13 protein-coding genes and 1 pseudogene are annotated in these 15,824 nt (G+C 70.3%); 2 read left to right on the forward strand and 12 right to left on the reverse strand.

The features are described from left to right. Positions 1-266 (reverse strand): annotated as a pseudogene (locus tag AB0H56_RS24710) (hypothetical protein); the annotation flags it as partial. 56 nt (positions 267-322) lie between these two features. Beyond that, positions 323-1,711 (reverse strand): DNA polymerase IV, encoded by a 1,389-nt coding sequence (locus tag AB0H56_RS24715; RefSeq protein ID WP_357167519.1) that lies wholly within the window; start codon positions 1,709-1,711, stop codon positions 323-325. A gap of 93 nt (positions 1,712-1,804) precedes the next feature. On the opposite strand from AB0H56_RS24715, the gene AB0H56_RS24720 reads away from it, so the two are divergent. Then, positions 1,805-2,680 (forward strand): UTP--glucose-1-phosphate uridylyltransferase, encoded by an 876-nt coding sequence (locus AB0H56_RS24720; protein ID WP_110040752.1) that lies wholly within the window; start codon positions 1,805-1,807, stop codon positions 2,678-2,680. 9 nt (positions 2,681-2,689) lie between these two features. On the opposite strand, the gene AB0H56_RS24725 is transcribed toward AB0H56_RS24720, so the two are convergent. The 9 genes from AB0H56_RS24725 to AB0H56_RS24765 all read right to left on the reverse strand — a co-directional run bounded on the left by AB0H56_RS24725 (position 2,690) and on the right by AB0H56_RS24765 (position 13,793). After that, positions 2,690-3,205: an NlpC/P60 family protein gene (locus AB0H56_RS24725; RefSeq protein WP_357167521.1), complete on the reverse strand. Its 516-nt coding sequence runs from the start codon at positions 3,203-3,205 to the stop codon at positions 2,690-2,692. Positions 3,206-3,539: 334 nt separating this feature from the next. After that, entirely contained in the window at positions 3,540-6,671 is a 3,132-nt protein-coding gene (gene ileS, locus AB0H56_RS24730; RefSeq protein ID WP_357167523.1) for an isoleucine--tRNA ligase, read from the reverse strand. Positions 6,672-6,947: 276 nt separating this feature from the next. Beyond that, on the reverse strand, positions 6,948-7,148 hold the full coding sequence (locus tag AB0H56_RS24735; protein ID WP_110040755.1) for a hypothetical protein: 201 nt from the start codon (positions 7,146-7,148) through the stop codon (positions 6,948-6,950). A gap of 83 nt (positions 7,149-7,231) precedes the next feature. After that, on the reverse strand, positions 7,232-8,092 hold the full coding sequence (locus tag AB0H56_RS24740; protein WP_357167525.1) for a DivIVA domain-containing protein: 861 nt from the start codon (positions 8,090-8,092) through the stop codon (positions 7,232-7,234). Positions 8,093-8,152: 60 nt separating this feature from the next. After that, positions 8,153-8,455, reverse strand: coding sequence for a YggT family protein (locus AB0H56_RS24745; protein ID WP_110040757.1), 303 nt, complete (start codon positions 8,453-8,455; stop codon positions 8,153-8,155). Between the two features lie 89 nt (positions 8,456-8,544). Next, positions 8,545-9,300, reverse strand: coding sequence for a cell division protein SepF (locus AB0H56_RS24750; protein ID WP_110040758.1), 756 nt, complete (start codon positions 9,298-9,300; stop codon positions 8,545-8,547). A gap of 105 nt (positions 9,301-9,405) precedes the next feature. Further along, positions 9,406-10,137, reverse strand: a complete 732-nt coding sequence (locus tag AB0H56_RS24755) for a YggS family pyridoxal phosphate-dependent enzyme (protein ID WP_357167528.1) — start codon at positions 10,135-10,137, stop codon at positions 9,406-9,408. Beyond that, positions 10,134-10,868: a peptidoglycan editing factor PgeF gene (pgeF, locus tag AB0H56_RS24760; RefSeq protein ID WP_357167530.1), complete on the reverse strand. Its 735-nt coding sequence runs from the start codon at positions 10,866-10,868 to the stop codon at positions 10,134-10,136. The genes AB0H56_RS24755 and pgeF overlap by 4 nt, the downstream gene beginning before the upstream one ends. Positions 10,869-11,009: 141 nt before the next feature. Beyond that, positions 11,010-13,793, reverse strand: coding sequence for an AAA family ATPase (locus tag AB0H56_RS24765; protein WP_357167532.1), 2,784 nt, complete (start codon positions 13,791-13,793; stop codon positions 11,010-11,012). Positions 13,794-13,963: 170 nt separating this feature from the next. Between AB0H56_RS24765 and AB0H56_RS24770 the strand changes: the two genes are divergently transcribed. Then, complete coding sequence (locus AB0H56_RS24770) at positions 13,964-14,509, forward strand: hypothetical protein (protein WP_280221076.1); 546 nt, start codon at positions 13,964-13,966, stop codon at positions 14,507-14,509. Between the two features lie 60 nt (positions 14,510-14,569). On the opposite strand, the gene ftsZ is transcribed toward AB0H56_RS24770, so the two are convergent. Further along, positions 14,570-15,823: a cell division protein FtsZ gene (gene ftsZ, locus AB0H56_RS24775; protein ID WP_357167534.1), complete on the reverse strand. Its 1,254-nt coding sequence runs from the start codon at positions 15,821-15,823 to the stop codon at positions 14,570-14,572. Between the last annotated feature and the right edge of the window lies 1 nt (position 15,824).

Genomic DNA, 15,824 nt, shown 5'->3' on the forward strand with positions numbered 1-15,824 from the left:
TCGGGATCGGCCTCCCCGCCCTGCACGAAGTCCAGCTTCTGATCGTTGGGCACCGACGGATCCAGCGCGGTGGTGAGCTGCTGGTTCAGCTCGTCCACGGTCGGCACCGGGGGCAGATTCGTGGCGGCCGTGGTGCTGGCGACCTTGCTGGTGGTCGGCTTGGCGGCGGGCTTGTCGCCCTTGTCGTCGCTGCACGCGCTCAGTCCGAGGGCGGCGACCACGGCCAGTCCGGCGATCGCGACACGTCCGGTCGTACGAAGCTTCAACTGCTCGTCCTTTGCGTTCGAGGTGGGAGTTCCATCGCGGTAGTCGAGGCTACTACTCACGCGAGGCTGTCGAGAGGGTCGGCCCGGGTGAGGTCCGGGTCGTCGGCTGGAAAGGTACGCGCCGGGCCCTGGCCTGTCGAGCGGGTCTCGAAGCGGACGGTCACCACGCCGTAGCCCGCGCCCTGCACCCACCCGTGGCCGAAGTCGGGATGGCGCACGTCCATGCCCGGAAACCAGTGTCCGGCAGGCGCCTCGCGCGACGGTTCGGGTTCGGCGGCGGACGCGGCGGTGTCCTCGATCGTCGAGTCCGCGGGCAGCGCCTGATCGAGTTCGGGGAACAGCGATTCCTGCCGGACCAGCGACAGGCCGCCGTAGCCGACGCCCACCAGGCGGATGGGTCCGAGTTCGGCCGGGTCGATGGCCGAGCGCTGCGCGGCCGCGGCCAGGGTGGTGGGGTCGGCCGTGGCGTAGGGCAGGGTGAACGACCTGGTCACGATGCTCATATCGGATTTCTTGAGCTTGAGCACCACGGTGCGGGCCGCCCGGCCGTCACGCTCCAGGCGGCGATGGGCGGCCGCGGCCATCGCGGCGACGGCGCCGCGCAACTCGGGCAGGGTGACGATGTCGCGCTCGTAGGTGTTCTCGGCGCTGATCTGTTTGGCCTCGGCCCGCTCGGTGACCGGCCGGTCGTCGATGCCACGGGCGAGCCGGTGCAGCGCGGTGCCGATGCTGCCGCCCAGGATCGAGGTGGCCTCCGATTCCGGCAGCGCCGCGAACGCCCCGACGGTCTCGATGCCGAGCCCGCGCAATCTGCTCTCGGCGACCGGCCCGATCCCCCACAGCTTGCGCACCGGCAGCCCGGCCAGCAGCTCGCCCTGCTCGGCCGGTGAGATCACCCGCATCCCATCGGGTTTGGCCAGGCCGGAGCCGATCTTGGCCAGCTGTTTGCCGGTGCCCGCGCCGATCGAGGCGGTGAGTCCGGTGCGCTCGCGCACCAGGGCGCGCAGCATCGCGCAGTATTCCTGCACGTCGGCCACGGTGGCACCCGCCAGTTCGGCGGGTTCGGCGAACGCCTCGTCGAACGACAGCGTCTCCAGAACCGGGATCCGGCCGCGCAGCGTGTCGAACACCTGCCCGCTCAGCAGCGAGTACACCGCGCCGCGCGGCGGCACCACCACCGCCGAGGCCCCGATCAGCCGCCGCGCCTGGTGCATGGGCATGGCCGAGCGCGCCCCGTACACCCTGGCCTCGTAACTGGCGCCCGCCACGACCCCGCGCTGTCCGGCGCCGCCGACCAGTACCGGGCGGCCGCGCAGCGTGGGCCGGGTGAGCTGTTCGACCGAGGCGAAGAACGCGTCCATATCGATGTGCAGCACCCAGCGACGCGCCGTGACCGCGGCATCGGGCCTGGCCGGGGCGCCGGCGGCGGAGGCGTCGGTGCTCACGCCCGCAATCTACGCCGCGCCGCCGACAGGTTTCCCAGCCGACTGACAGCCGTGCCACAGCGACAACCCGGCCCGGTGTGTGATGATCGGGGAATGAAGATCCGCAAGGCTGTCATTCCCGCTGCGGGCATCGGCTCCCGACTGCTCCCGCTGACGAAGGCGACGCCCAAGGAGATGCTCCCGGTCGGCGACAAGCCGGTCATCGAGCACACCGTCCGTGAGCTGGTCTCCTCCGGTATCACCGACATCACCATCGTGGTGAGCGGCGGCAAGTCGCTCATCCAGGATCACTTCCGCCCGAACCCGGCACTGGTCGCGCAGCTGCGCGCCGACGGCAAGTCCGCCTTCGCCGATGCGGTGGAGGAGGTCGGCGAGCTCTCCGCCGCCGGGCACATCACCTACCTCGACCAGCACGGGCCCTACGGCAACGGCACGCCCGTGCTCAACGCCGCCCGCCACCTGGGCGACGAGCCGATGCTGGTGCTGTGGCCCGACGACGTGTTCGTCGCCGAGGTGCCGCGTGCCCAGCAGCTCATCACCGCCTACGAATCCACCGGCTGCCCGGTGCTGGCCCTGCTTCCGATGGAGCCGGGCGAGTCGCAGCGCTACGGCGTCCCGGTCGTGCGCGAGGACCTCGACGACGGGCTGCTGCGCATCTCCGGCCTGATGGAGAAGCCCAAGCCCGAGGACGCCCCGTCGGCGTTCGCGGCGATCGGCGGCTACGTGGTGACCCCGGGCATCATCGAGGAGCTGCAGGTCCAGACGGAGAAGTGGTACACCCACCAGAACGGCGAGGTGTACCTGACCGACGCGATCAACAGCTACGCCGCCAACCACGCGGTGTACGGCCAGGTGATCCAGGGCCGCTGGTACGACACCGGCAACCCGGCCGATTACCTCGTCGCCCAGTTCGCCTCGGCCCTGGCCCATCCCGAGTACGGACCGCTGCTGCGTCAGCTCGTCGACTGAGCCGAGCGCTCAGAACCGGCGGATGGTGAAGATGTCGAATTCGCGCAGGGGATGCAGGCCGACCGGGACGCCCGCGGCGTGGGCGTCGAGGATCTGGCCCATCCCCGCGTAGATGCCGACGTGGGAGCCGTCGCCGTTGAGGACGACGACGTCGCCGGGCGCCAGCCCGCGGAACGTCACCGGCATGCCGACTTTCGCCTGCTCCCAGGTGGTGCGCGGCAGGGTGACGCCGACCTGCCGGAAGGCCCACTGCACCAGGGCCGAGCAGTCCCAGGCGTGCGGGCCCGTCGCGCCCCACTCGTAGGGTTTGCCGATCTGGGTGGCGGCCGCGGTGAGCGCGCCGATGCCGGTGGCGCTGGGCAGCGGGATACCGCCCGAGCCACTCGAACTGCCCGAGGCGGAGCCGGATTCGCCCGAGCCCGAGGCACTGCCGGTCTGGGACCAGGCGGGTCCGGCGAGGACGAGGGTGGTGGCGAGGGAGGCGACGAAGCCGAAGGCCAACCGTCGCAGAACTTTTCGTCTCATGCGCGCGCCCTTCCTCACGGCCGGACCGGTGGGCCCGGCTGGTCGGTTATCGGGTGGCATCGCCAACCCTGACGGCGGCGCCACCCCGGGGTGCAGTGCCGCGCCCCGAGCGGTCACCGAGGGCACGGCACTGTTTCCACAGGACAATCGTCACAAGCAATTACTGTCGCCTCAGCGGTTCCATGCGCATCAGCAGTAACACCTCGATTGTGCGCGAAGATCACGTCGCTGTCTCGAAGATTCAGCAAATTGTCAGCATCGTTACCTTCGGTCAGCTCCGGCGCAGCGAGAAGGGACGGAGCCGAAAGTCGGCTCCGCCCCTCGGGTGTCGCGATCAGGCCTTGGCGACGACCGCCTTCACACCGCCCGTGAGTTCGGCGGCGTCGGTGCCCGCGCTGCCGAAATCGAGGGTGGTGGCGAGGATTTCACCGGCGATGAGCTCGCGGTGGGTCTGCGCCCAGGCCAGCCGCTCGGCCGGGACCTCCAGGGTGACGGTGATCCGGTCCGACACCTCGAGGCCACGCGACTTGCGGGTCTCCTGCAGATCACGGATGAGGTCGCGGGCCCAGCCCTCGGCCTCCAGCTCCTCGGTGACCACCGAATTCAGCACCACCAGACCGGCATTGCCGGGCAGGGCGGCGGTGGACTCGGGTTCGGCGGCCACCAGGCGCTGGGTGTACTCCTCGGGCAGCAGGGTGATCCCGGCGGCGGTGACGACACCGTCGGCCGACTCCGACCACTCCCCCGCCTTGACGGCCTTGATCACCGTCTGCACGTCCTTGCCCAGGCGCGGTCCCGCGGCGCGCGCGTTGACGGCCAGCTCGAACCGCCCGTGCGCGTCGACATCGGTGGTCAGGTCGACCTTCTTGACGTTGACCTCGTCGGCGATCAGCGCGGTGAACGGCGCCAGCCGCTCGGCGTCGCCCGCCGCGATGGTCACCTCGGCCAGCGGCAGCCGCACCCGCAGGTTCTTGGCCTTGCGCAGGCTCAGCACGGTGGAACACACCACGCGCACCTCGTCCATCGCGGCCACCAGCTCGGGATCGTGCGGCAGCTCGGTCTCGGCGGGCCAGTCGGCCAGGTGCACCGAGCGCTCGCCGGTGAGGCCGCGCCAGATCACCTCGCTGATCAGCGGCAGCAGCGGCGCCGCCAGTCGGGTGACCACCTCGAGCACCGTGTGCAGTGTGTCCACCGCGTCGCGGTCCTCGGACCAGAACCGCGAACGCGACCGGCGCACATACCAATTGGTGAGCGCGTCGGCGAACGAGCGCAGCTCGTCGCAGGCACCGGCGATGTCGTAGGTCTCGAGCGCCTCGGTGATCACATCCCGCGTGGCCGCCAGCTTGGCCAGGATGTAGCGGTCGAGCACATTCGGCGAATCCGTGCGCCACACACCGGGCTTCGAGGCGTAGAGCTGCAGGAAGGTCCACGCGTTCCACAGCGGCCGCAGCGCGTGGCTGACGCCCTCGCGGATGCCGCGCTCGGTGACGATGAGGTTGCCGCCGCGCAGGATCGGCGAGCTCATCAGGAACCAGCGCATCGCGTCGGAGCCGTCGCGGTCGAAGACCTCGTTGACGTCGGGGTAGTTGCCCTTCGACTTCGACATCTTCAGGCCGTCGTCACCGAGCACGATGCCGTGCGCGGCAACGGTTTTGAACGACGGCGAGTCGAACAGCGCGGTCGCGAGCACGTGCAGGGTGTAGAACCAGCCGCGCGTCTGCCCGTTGTACTCGACGATGAAATCGCCGGGGAAATGGCTGTCGAACCACTCCTTGTTCTCGAACGGGTAGTGCACCTGGGCGAAGGGCATCGAGCCCGACTCGAACCAGCAGTCGAGCACCTCGGGGACCCGGCGCATGGTCGACTTCCCGGTCGGGTCGTCGGGGTTGGGCCGGGTGAGGTTGTCGATGCCGGGGCGGTGCAGGTCGTCCAGGCGCACGCCGAAGTCGCGCGCGAGCTCGTCGAGCGAGCCGTAGACGTCCACGCGCGGGTAGGCCGGGTCGTCGGAGACCCACACCGGGATCGGGCTGCCCCAGTAGCGGTTCCGGCTGATGTTCCAGTCGCGCGCGCCCTCGAGCCACTTGCCGAACTGGCCGTCGCGGATGTGCTCGGGGACCCAGGTGATCTGCTTGTTCAGCTCGACCATGCGGTCGCGGAACTTGGTGACCGCGACGAACCAGGACGGCACGGCCATGTAGATCAGCGGCTGGCCCGAGCGCCAGCTGTGCGGGTAGGAGTGCTCGATCGTCTCGTGCCGCAACAGCTTTCCGGCGGCCTTGAGGTCCTTGATGATCACCGGGTTGGCGTCGAAGACCATCAGGCCCTCGTACGGCGGCACCATCGAGGTGAACTTGCCCGCCGGGTCGAGCGGCTGCACGATCTCGATGCCGTTGGCCGAGGCCACGTCCATGTCCTCCTCACCGAAAGCCGGTGCGAGGTGGACGATTCCGGTGCCGGAATCGGTGGTGACGTAGTCGGCGGTGAGCACGCGGTGCGCGTTCGGGTGACCGAGGAAGAAGCCGAACGGCGGCCGGTAGGACAGGCCGGCCAGGGCCGCGCCGTCGTATTCGCCGAGCACCGTCGGCTCCTCGCCGAACTCGCGGGCGTAGTGCGACACGCGTTCGGCGGCCAGCACGTAGCGCTTGCCGTCGGCGGCCTGGACGTGCACGTAACGCACGTCGGGGTGCACGGCGATCGCCAGGTTGGAGGGCAGCGTCCACGGGGTGGTGGTCCAGATCAGGGCGTTGGCGCCGTCGAGCGCGGCCAGCGGGTGCTCGGCGGGCACCGACAGCACCATGTCGACGGTGACCGCCGGATCCTGGCGCATCTTGTACGCGTCGTCGAGGCGGGTCTCCTGGTTCGACAGTGGGGTCTGCTCGTACCAGCTGTAGGGCAGCACGCGGAAGCCCTGGTAGATCAGGCCCTTGTCGTAGAGGGTCTTGAAGGCCCACATCACCGACTCCATGAAGTCGAGATCGAGGGTCTTGTAGTCGTTGTCGAAGTCGACCCAGCGCGCCTGGCGGGTGACGTAGTCGCGCCACTCGCCGGTGTAGCGCAGCACCGAGGACTTGCAGGCCGCGTTGAACTCGGCCAGCCCCATCGCGTCGATCTGCGACTTGTCGGTGATGCCGAGCTGCTTCTCGGCCTCGATCTCGGCGGGCAGGCCGTGGGTGTCCCAGCCGAAGCGGCGGTCCACCTTCTTGCCGCGCATGGTCTGGAAACGCGGGACCAGGTCCTTGACGTAGCCGGTGAGCAGGTGGCCGTAGTGCGGCAGGCCGTTGGCGAAGGGCGGGCCGTCGTAGAAGACGAACTCGGCCCCGCCGTCGCGATTGTCGACGCTGGCGCGGAAGGTGTCGTCGCGGCCCCAGTAGTCGAGAACCTGCTGTTCGAGTTCCGGGAAGGACGCGCCGGAACCCGCGCCGAAATCGACCCGGGGGTATGCACCGGTGGTTGTCTCGTCCGCCATCGCGGATTCACTCCTCGTGCCGCCGCGCCGTCGGCGCGAATCCTGGGCACGGGGACGATGTCGACGCCGGTGCGCCGAACCGCGGTACCACCCCGCTTGCCCGTGCCGTCCTGGTCGGAGCGGTGCGGGCCTCTCGTTGTGAGCTGTGACGGGCTCACCCGTTCGGTTCTACTGAGCGCCTGCGCGCCGTTCTTCCGAAGACTCCCCGGTGATGGCCGGATCAGTGCCGTGTCTGTGTCGATTCTAGCGGGAACCGTCCAGCGAATATTCCCGCGGTCAGTCCCGTCGGACGTGCCGCCCGGGCCGGACCTCGTCGTTCTCGGGCTTGCGCGCGGCCAGCGCGCTCACCAGCAGGGTGGCGGCGCCGATCACGCAGACCAGGATGCACCCCCACGCCCAGAGCACCGAACCGGTGGCGAGCGCCGCGACGAGCAGTCCGAATCCGATTGCCGCGAGGACGAGCGTCAAGACGAGCATGCTGACTCCCAAGAAACCCGAGCAGCCCGACGAAAGCTGGGCGTTCCCGGATCACGCGGGGTGCCGCGCGATCCGGGTCCAGTTTACTTGCCGCCCTTGGCGAAGGAGGCGGGAGCCAAGCCGTTGGCGGAGCCATTGGTCTCGCCGGCGAACTCGCCGCCGTCGACCGGCACGGCCGACCCGCGGTTCTCCAGCTCCTCCAGCTGCGACTCCAGGTACGACTTCAGCCGCACGCGGTACTCGCGCTCGAAGGTCTTGAGCTGCTCGATGCGGCTCTCCAGCACGGTGCGCTGCTGGGTGATGGTGGCCATGATCTCGGCGTGCTGACGCTCGGCGTCGGCGGTGAGCGCCTCGGCCTTGTCCTTGGCCTGGCGCAGCTGGGTGTCGGAGCGGTTCTGCGCGTCGGCCAGCATCGCGTCGGACTTCTGGCGCGCGTCGGCGATCATCGCCTCCGAGCGGGTGCGGGCGTCGCCGACCAGTCGCTCGGAGTTTGCCCGCGCGTTCGACAGCAGGCCCTCGGCCTCGGTCTTGGCGTCGGTGGTGAGCCGGTCGGCCATCTCCTGGGCCAGCGTCAGCACCTTGGCGGCCTGCATGTTCGCGTCTGGGCCGGAGTTGTCCCGGACCGGCGCGGCGACCGGCATCGGCGCGGGCGGCGCGGCGGGCACCGGTGGCGCGATCGGTTCAGGTGCCGGTGGCGGTGCCTGTTGAACGGGCGCCTTCACGGCGTTGACCGGGGCGGATCCGCGGTTCTTCTTGGCATCGGCCAGCTCGGTGTCGAGCTCGGCGACCCGCTGACGCAGGTCGGCGTTCTCCTCGATCAGGCGCGAAAGCTCCTGCTCGACGAGGTCCAGGAAGGCGTCGACCTCGTCCTCGTTGTAGCCGCGCTTCCCGATCGGCGGTTTGCTGAACGCGACGTTATGCACATCGGCAGGAGTCAGCGGCATCGAAGGATCCCTTCACGCGTCTTTTGGAGAACTAGCAAGCGGTCTTCTCGATTCAGTATGTCACACGGAGGTCACGGGCTGCCCGAGCCTACCCACGATGGACATCAGGATGAAGACCACGAAGAGCAGGACCATTATCGACAGATCGAGCCGAATACCCCCGAGATTCACAGGAGGTATCAACCGCCTCAGGAGTTTCACCGGCGGGTCGGTGATCGTGAAGATGACCTCCAAGATGATCACCACCACACCGGTCGGGCGCCAATCACGCGCGAAACTGCGAATGAACTCGACGATCACCCGGCTGATCAGCAACAGCCAGAAGATGAAAAGCACCAGGTACAGAACCGCGAACAGGGCCACGGCTTCACTCTGCCGCAAAATCGGCGGCGTGCAAAATGGCCGCGCCGCGCGATGCGCGGGCGGCCATCATCAGCGGACGGAAGTCGGGGCTATTTCTGGTTGTAGAAGCCGTTTTCGGCGATGCGGCGGCGTTCTTCCGCCGATACGTCGACATCGGCCGGTGAGAGCAGGAACACCTTCGTGGCCACCTTGTCGAACGAACCACGCAGGGCGAATGCGAGACCCGCTGCGAAATCCACCAGTCGCTTCGCGTCGGCGTTGCTCAGATCGACCAGGTCCATGATCACCGGGTTGCCCTCGCGGAAACGCTCACCGATGATCCTGGCCTCGCTGTAATCGCGCGGACGCAGCGTGGTGATCTTGGACAAGGGGCCTCCGTCCTCGAAGATCCCCGGCCGCCGCGCCGCCGCGGGCTCGGGTCGCATGCGCTCCTCCAACCTGCGCTCCTCGGCGTCGGGATCGACCGCGAGCGCGCCGCGCGTGGAGCCGCGCATCCCCGGGGCGATGCCGCCTGCCCGGAACGAGCGACCCGAGGAGGGCGCCGTCTCGATCCTGGTCGGGCGGCGCGGCGCCTCGTAGCGCTCGTCGGCGTAGGTGTCGGCGACGTAGTCGTCGCGACGTGCCTGGTAGGCCGACTTGTAGGCCGGCTGCGGGTAGTCGTCGGGCTCGTCCTCGAAACGGTCGGAGCCGTAACGGTCTTCGGCGTAGCGGTCGTAGCTGCGCGGGCGAGGGCGGCCGAGGCGCTCGTCGGCGCCGCGAGGGGCGTGATCGTCGACGTAATCGTCTTCGTACTCGTCGAGCGGAACCATGCCGAAGTACGCCTTGAACTTGTGCAGCGTGCTCATGATGGACCTTCCTTCGGCCCCGGTGGCGGCCGGGTGTTGAAGTTCTTGCTCAGCGCCTCTTCGGCCCAATCGTATGTGTCGAATGTGACTGATGAGGTTTCTTTGCTACGCCGAGGTTATCGGTCGGGCGCCCATCAACGCGGTTCCGACACGCACACAAGTCGAACCGTGTTCGACCGCGACTTCCAAATCACCCGACATACCTGCAGAAAGTTCGGTCGCCTCGGCGTGTTGCGCGAGCAGCGAAGTGTGCAAAGTCGCAAGATTCGCAAACGACGCATCACTGGCGGCGTCAAGGGGCGGAATCGCCATCAGACCGGCCAGATGCAGTCCGGGAGCCTTCGCCACCAGGTCGGCCAGCGCGGGCAGATCGGCGGGTGCGACACCCCCGCGCCCGGGGTCCTCGTCCAGGCTCACCTGCAGCAGCACACGCAGGGGCGCGGTACGCTCACCGGCTGCGAGCGCGTCCTGCGCGCCCCGGTCCAGCGCGTTTGCCAGCCGTTCGCTGTCGACCGAGTGCACGGTGTGCGCCCAGCGCGCCACCGCGCGGGCCTTGTTCCGCTGCAGCCGCCCGATCATGTGCCACTCGACGTCGTCGTAGCCGAGCTCGGCGACCTTGGCCGAGGCCTCCTGCTCGCGCGACTCACCGAAGGCACGGCGGCCGAGGCGGTACAGGATGCCGACATCGGTGGCGGGGAAGAACTTCGTCACCGGGAGCAGACGGACCGAGCCTGCCGGTCGGCCCGCCGCCGCCACGGCCGCGTCGATGCGGGCGAGCAGGCCGTCGAGGCGGGCCGAGAGTTCCGCTTCGCGGGTGTCGGAGTCGGTCGTGGTCATGCGTGCGCCGTATCCATCCAGATCACGCTCCCGATACGGCCGGTCGGGGCGCCGCGACGGTGGCTGAACAGGGTCTTGTCCTCGATGGTGCAGCGCGGGTCGAGGGCGATGCCGCCGATCCCGGCCTCGGTGAGCTGCCTGCTGATCCCCGCCCGCAGGTCGAGGCCAGGGGTCTTGCGGACCGTGGTGGTGGCGCTGCCGGGCAGGTGGGCCTCCACGTCGGCGCGCATCGCGGCGGGGACCTCGTACTGACGGCCCGAGGCGGCGGGGCCGAGGAAGGCGCCGATGCGCTCCATCCTGGCGCCGGCCGAGACCATCGCCTCGAGCACCAGCGGCACGATGCCGATCCGGGCGCCGATGCGGCCCGCGTGCACCGCGGCGATCACACCCGCCTCGTCGTCGGAGAGCAGCAGCGGGACACAGTCGGCGGTGAGGACGACGAGCGCCAGGTCCGGCACCGTGGTGACCAGCGCGTCGGTCACCGGGACCGGTTCGGCCCGCGGGCCGTCCACGATCTCGACATTGCGTCCGTGCACCTGCTCCATCCAGACCAGGCGGTCGGGGGTGAGCCCGATGCCCTCGGCCAGGCGAACCCGATTGCGGCGCACGGCTTCCGGATCGTCACCGACGTGATCGCCCAGGTTGAACGAGTCGTACGGGGCGGCGGAGAAGCCACCGGCGCGGGTCGTTGTCACCCGGCGGACGGTCACGGTCGGCGGTGCGGAAGTCATGGGAACGAGGGTAGTGCGCGCGGCGGGGTGCCGGTCGTACGCAAGTGGTGACATCGATCAATGCCGCGGGACACGCGGCTGCCTGGCGCATCGCGCGATCAGGCCGCGCCGTGGTCGGAGGCTCGCGGCCGGGTGGAGCCGTTAGGCCGGGGTGTGGTCGAGTTCGTCGAGTCGGCGGGCGATTCCGGCGCGACCGGTGAGGCCGAGCTTGCGCAGGACGCGGCTCAGGTGGTCCTCGACGGTGCGCGGGCTCAGGTACAGCAGCGCGGCGATGTCCTTGTTGGTGTGGCCGCGCGCGGCCAGGTCGGCTACCTCGCGTTCGCGCCGGGTCAGCGCGTCGGCGCCGGTGACGGGGCGACTGCCCGCCAGACTGCGCTGCGCGCTCGTCGTCTCGGCGACCAGGCGGTGCGCGCCCGCGGCGACGAATACCGCACGCGCCGAAGCGAATCGGCTCGTGGCCGCGCCGAAGTCACCGCAGCGGCCCGCGACGATCCCGGCGAACAGCTCCGCCTGCGCGGCGTGCACCACCATTCCGGCGCGGGTGAACGCCGTCGCCGCCAGCTCGGCGGCCCGCGCGGCCGAGGCCAGGTCACCGATCGCCGCGGCGTAGTCGGCCCTGGCCATGGCGGCGGCGCCGACCTGGCTGCCCCGGAAGAGTTCGCGTTCCGGCTCCGCCGGGTCGGTGGCGAGGGCTCCGCCGCATGCGGTCTCCGCACGGCTGACCAGGTCGGCGGCCCCGGTGAGGTCGTGGTCGGCGATGGCGGCGTGGGCGGCCCGGGCGAGGTGGGTCGGATGCAGGGGGCCTGGTCGCTGGTCGAGGGGTGGGGTGACGGGGTGCGGGAGGTTCAGGGCGCGGGCGGTTTCGGCGAGGGTGATGTCGACGACCTGGCGCCACCAGCGCATCGCGGGGCGCGGGAGGGCGGCGACGGTGTGCCACTGGGCGGCCACCAGGTCCGCCGGTGCGGTGAGCTGGAGGGTGCGGAGCTTGATCGCGCCGGCGAAGGCGAGCAGATCCGGGTAGTGGAAGGTGGTGGCCGCGGCGGTGGCGTCGTCGGCGGCGGCGATCGCGTCGTCGAGACGGCCGAGTTTGGCCAGTGAGTAGGCGCGCACGGTGTGCAGTTCGGCGATCGCGTAGGTGCGGCCGTAGCGGCGGCTCACCCGGACCGCGCGCTCGAGGTGGGCCAGGCCCGCCGCGTCGTGGTCGAGGAAGTAGGCGCACCAGCCGAAGGCGGGGATCGCGTGCACGACCTCGCGGAATCCGATGTCGCCCAGCGCCGTGAGGGCGCGGTCGCACACGGGGTAGAGCTGTTCGGCCTCGGCCAGCCTGCCGTCGGCGATGAAGCCGATTCCGCGCAGGGCGGTGGCGGCGGCGCGCACGGCGGGGTCCTCGATCGCCGCGGAGCCGAACAGCGCGTCCAGGCGGGCCTGCCCGTCGGCGTCCTGATGGTCCTGCATCTCCAGGATGGCCAGTTCCAGCTGGTCCGGGCCGTCGTCCGCCCGGCGTGGCAGGTCGGCGGCGCGCGCCAGCAGCGAGCGGGCCTGGTCGACGCGTCCGAGCATGCGGGCGCAGCGCGCCGCGAGCAGCAGGGCTTCCAGCTGGTGTGGCCCCGGTGTCGCGGCGGCGGCGTCGAGGGCCTCGCCCGCGCGCGCGGCGGCGCCGGACAAGAGCAGCGCCCGCCCCAGCGCGACCGCGTCGGCCAGCGGATCGGCGGTCGACGGCGCGATCCGCTGGGCGATCGCGAGCCAGCGCGCGCTGGCGGCGGGCGCGTCGGCGATGACCTGCGCCGCCGCCTGCCGCAGTTCGGCGCCCGCCACCTCGTCGCGGCCGAGCATGGCGTGTTCGAGTTGCCCGGCCCGGGCAGGCATCGGCGCGTCCCTGGCGCGCAGGGCCTGGGCGGCGCGGCGATGCGCCATGGTCAGCCAGCCGGGCCCGGCCGAGCGGTAGGCCGCGGTGCGCACCAGCGGGTGGACGAAGGTGACCGTGCCCGCACCCAGCACGACCACCCCGCGCCGGACCAGCCCGTCGAGCGCGTCGGCGACCGTCTGCGCGGGCAGACCGGCGGTGGCCCCGAGCAAGTCGAGGTCGGGCGGCACGCCGCAGACGGCGGCCGCCTGGGCGACGGTCCGCTGGGTCTCGGGCAGGTGCGCCAGTTCCGCGCGGATCGTCCGGTCCAGCACCGCGTAGTCGTCGGAGGCCGGGTCCGGGTTCTCCCCGCGCAGGGTGCGTTCGAGTTCGGGTTCGGGCAGCGCGGCCAGCAGGGACAGATACAGCGGATTGCCGTGCGAGGCGCTGAGCAGCCTGGCCCGGCGCGCCCGCGTCTCCCCCGGCAACAGCCCGTCGACGTCGGCCGCGGTGAACGGCGGAACCCGCAGATGGACCGAACGCACCCGCGGCGCCCGCAGCAGCCGGGCGAGCATCGGCGGACAGGCACCGTCCCGATAGGCCAGCACCACCCGGAACCCGCCCCTCGGCCGGTTCCGGATCACGAACGCCAGCACCCGCAACGATTCCCGATCCGCCCACTGCACGTCATCGACGACGAGCAAGGTCTCCACCGCCCCGAGCCCACCCCGCACCCGCCGCGCGAAACCCACATCGGCCACCACCTCCGCCCCCGACCCGAGCGCGTCGACCCGATCCGTCCCACGATCCCGCGGCGCGACGTCGCCCACCGTGGTCGCGAAGTCGCCGAGTTGTTCGGCGATGTCGTCGGCCAGATAGCGCGGCTGGAGCTGGGCGTCCTCGGCGCCGGTGACCGTGAGGACGCGGCAGGGGGCGGCGTGGGCGAAGTGAGCGATCAGGCGCGACTTGCCGATGCCCGCCGGGCCCTCGACCAGCAGCAGCCACGGGCCGTCGGGGGCGGTGAAGGTCGCGGTGAGGGTGGCGAGTTCGGCGGCGCGGCCGACGAAGGCGCGTTCGATCATCGTTTGACACCCTTCGCACACCGGATCGGCAGGGTCACAGCGTAACCCGGACCACCGTCCAGCAATTCCCGTGGTTTCCCGGATGCTCGCCGGTCGGGGGTGGGGTTGGGTGGGCGAGGCCGATCACCGCCGAAGGGTCCGCGGTGAGGTACTCCAGAAAGTAGGTTCGCATGACGTTCACCGGCAAGGGAATGGTTTCGCGGTGCGCGATCGCCCTGCTCGCGGTCGCGGCACTCGGCACCGCCGGGTGCTCCGCGGTCGAGAAGGCCACCGAGGTGGTCCAGGACGCGGGCAAGTCCGACACCGCCCGTTCGAAGGTCGGTGCGTGCATCAACGTCATCTCGGCGTCGGTGGTCGACTCGAAGACCGAGCCGGTGGACTGCTCGTCCGAGACGGCGGTGTACAAGGTCGTCCAGACGCACGACCAGAAGGTCGAGTGCCACGAGGACTACACCTCCTACGAGGAGACCTACGGTAGCGGCGGCACCCTCGCCTTCCTGTGTCTGGCGCCCAACTTCAAGGAGGGCAGCTGCTACAACGAGGGCATGATGACCGGCTACAAGTACGTGCCGTGCACCGCCTCCGACGCCAGCTTCAAGGTGGTCTCGCGCGTCGACGGCCAGGTCGACGAGCAGCTGTGCGGGGAGGACGCCGATTCGGTGCTCGTGGTCAACGACCCGAAGACCACGTTCTGCCTGAGCGACACCACCAGCTGAGCCCCGAAACGACGAAAGCGCCCGGACTCGACGGAGTCCGGGCGCTTTCGTCGTTTCCGCCTAGCGGCGCATGAAGATCGGCACCTCGATGTCGTCGTCATCGTCGCCGTCGTCGCGCTGATCCGGGTTGTTCACCTGGTTCATCGCCCGCTCGGTGACGCGCTGACGCTCCGACTCCCGGTACCGCTCGGTGTCGCGGTAGCTCGGCGCGGCGGTGCGGCCGCCGGAGACTCCGCTGCCGGCCGGCTCGGTGGCCCTGGCAGGCGCTTCGGTGCGGGATTGGCCGATCTCGCCCGCCCGGCCCGACCCGATCGGGTTGGTGCCGTTGCGGGGGGCCGCGGTGTGCTCGGTGCGCAACCGCGACGGTCCACCGCCGTCGAAACCGGCCGCGATCACGGTGACGCGCACCTCGTCACCGAGCGAGTCGTCGATGACGGTACCGAAGATGATGTTGGCCTCGATGTGGGCCGCTTCCTGCACCAGCGAGGCCGCCTCGTTGATCTCGAACAGGCCGAGATCGGAGCCGCCCGCGATCGAGAGCAGCACGCCGTGCGCGCCGTCCATCGATGCCTCGAGCAGCGGCGAGTTGATCGCCGTCTCGGCCGCTTTCACCGAGCGGCCCTCGCCGCGCGCCGAGCCGATGCCCATCAGCGCCGAGCCGGCACCCGACATCACGCTCTTGACGTCGGCGAAGTCGACGTTGATCAGGCCAGGGGTGGTGATCAGGTCGGTGATGCCCTGGACACCGTTGAGCAGCACCTCGTCGGCCGAACGGAACGCGTCCATCAGGCTCACGGCCGCGTCGCCCAGCTGCAGCAGCCGGTCGTTCGGGATGACGATGAGCGTGTCGCAGGACTCGCGGAGCAGGTTGATGCCGACCTCGGCCTGGTTGCCGCGGCGCTTGCCCTCGAACGAGAACGGCCGGGTGACCACGCCGATGGTCAGTGCGCCCAGCTTGCGGGCGATGCTGGCGACGACCGGCGCGCCACCGGTACCGGTGCCACCGCCCTCGCCCGCCGTGACGAACACCATGTCGGCGCCCTTGAGCACCTCTTCGATCTCGTCCTTGTGGTCTTCGGCCGCCTTGCGGCCCACTTCCGGATCGGCCCCGGCGCCGAGGCCGCGGGTGAGCTCGCGGCCGACATCGAGTTTGACGTCGGCATCACTCATCAGCAGCGCCTGCGCGTCGGTGTTGACCGCGATGAACTCGACTCCCTTGAGTCCCTGTTCGATCATCCGGTTGACGGCGTTCACGCCGCCGCCGCCGATACCGACGACCTTGATCACGGCAAGGTAGTTGTGCGGGGGCGTCATG

The organism is Nocardia sp. NPDC050717 (genome assembly GCF_040654275.1).
GTDB lineage: Bacteria > Actinomycetota > Actinomycetes > Mycobacteriales > Mycobacteriaceae > Nocardia.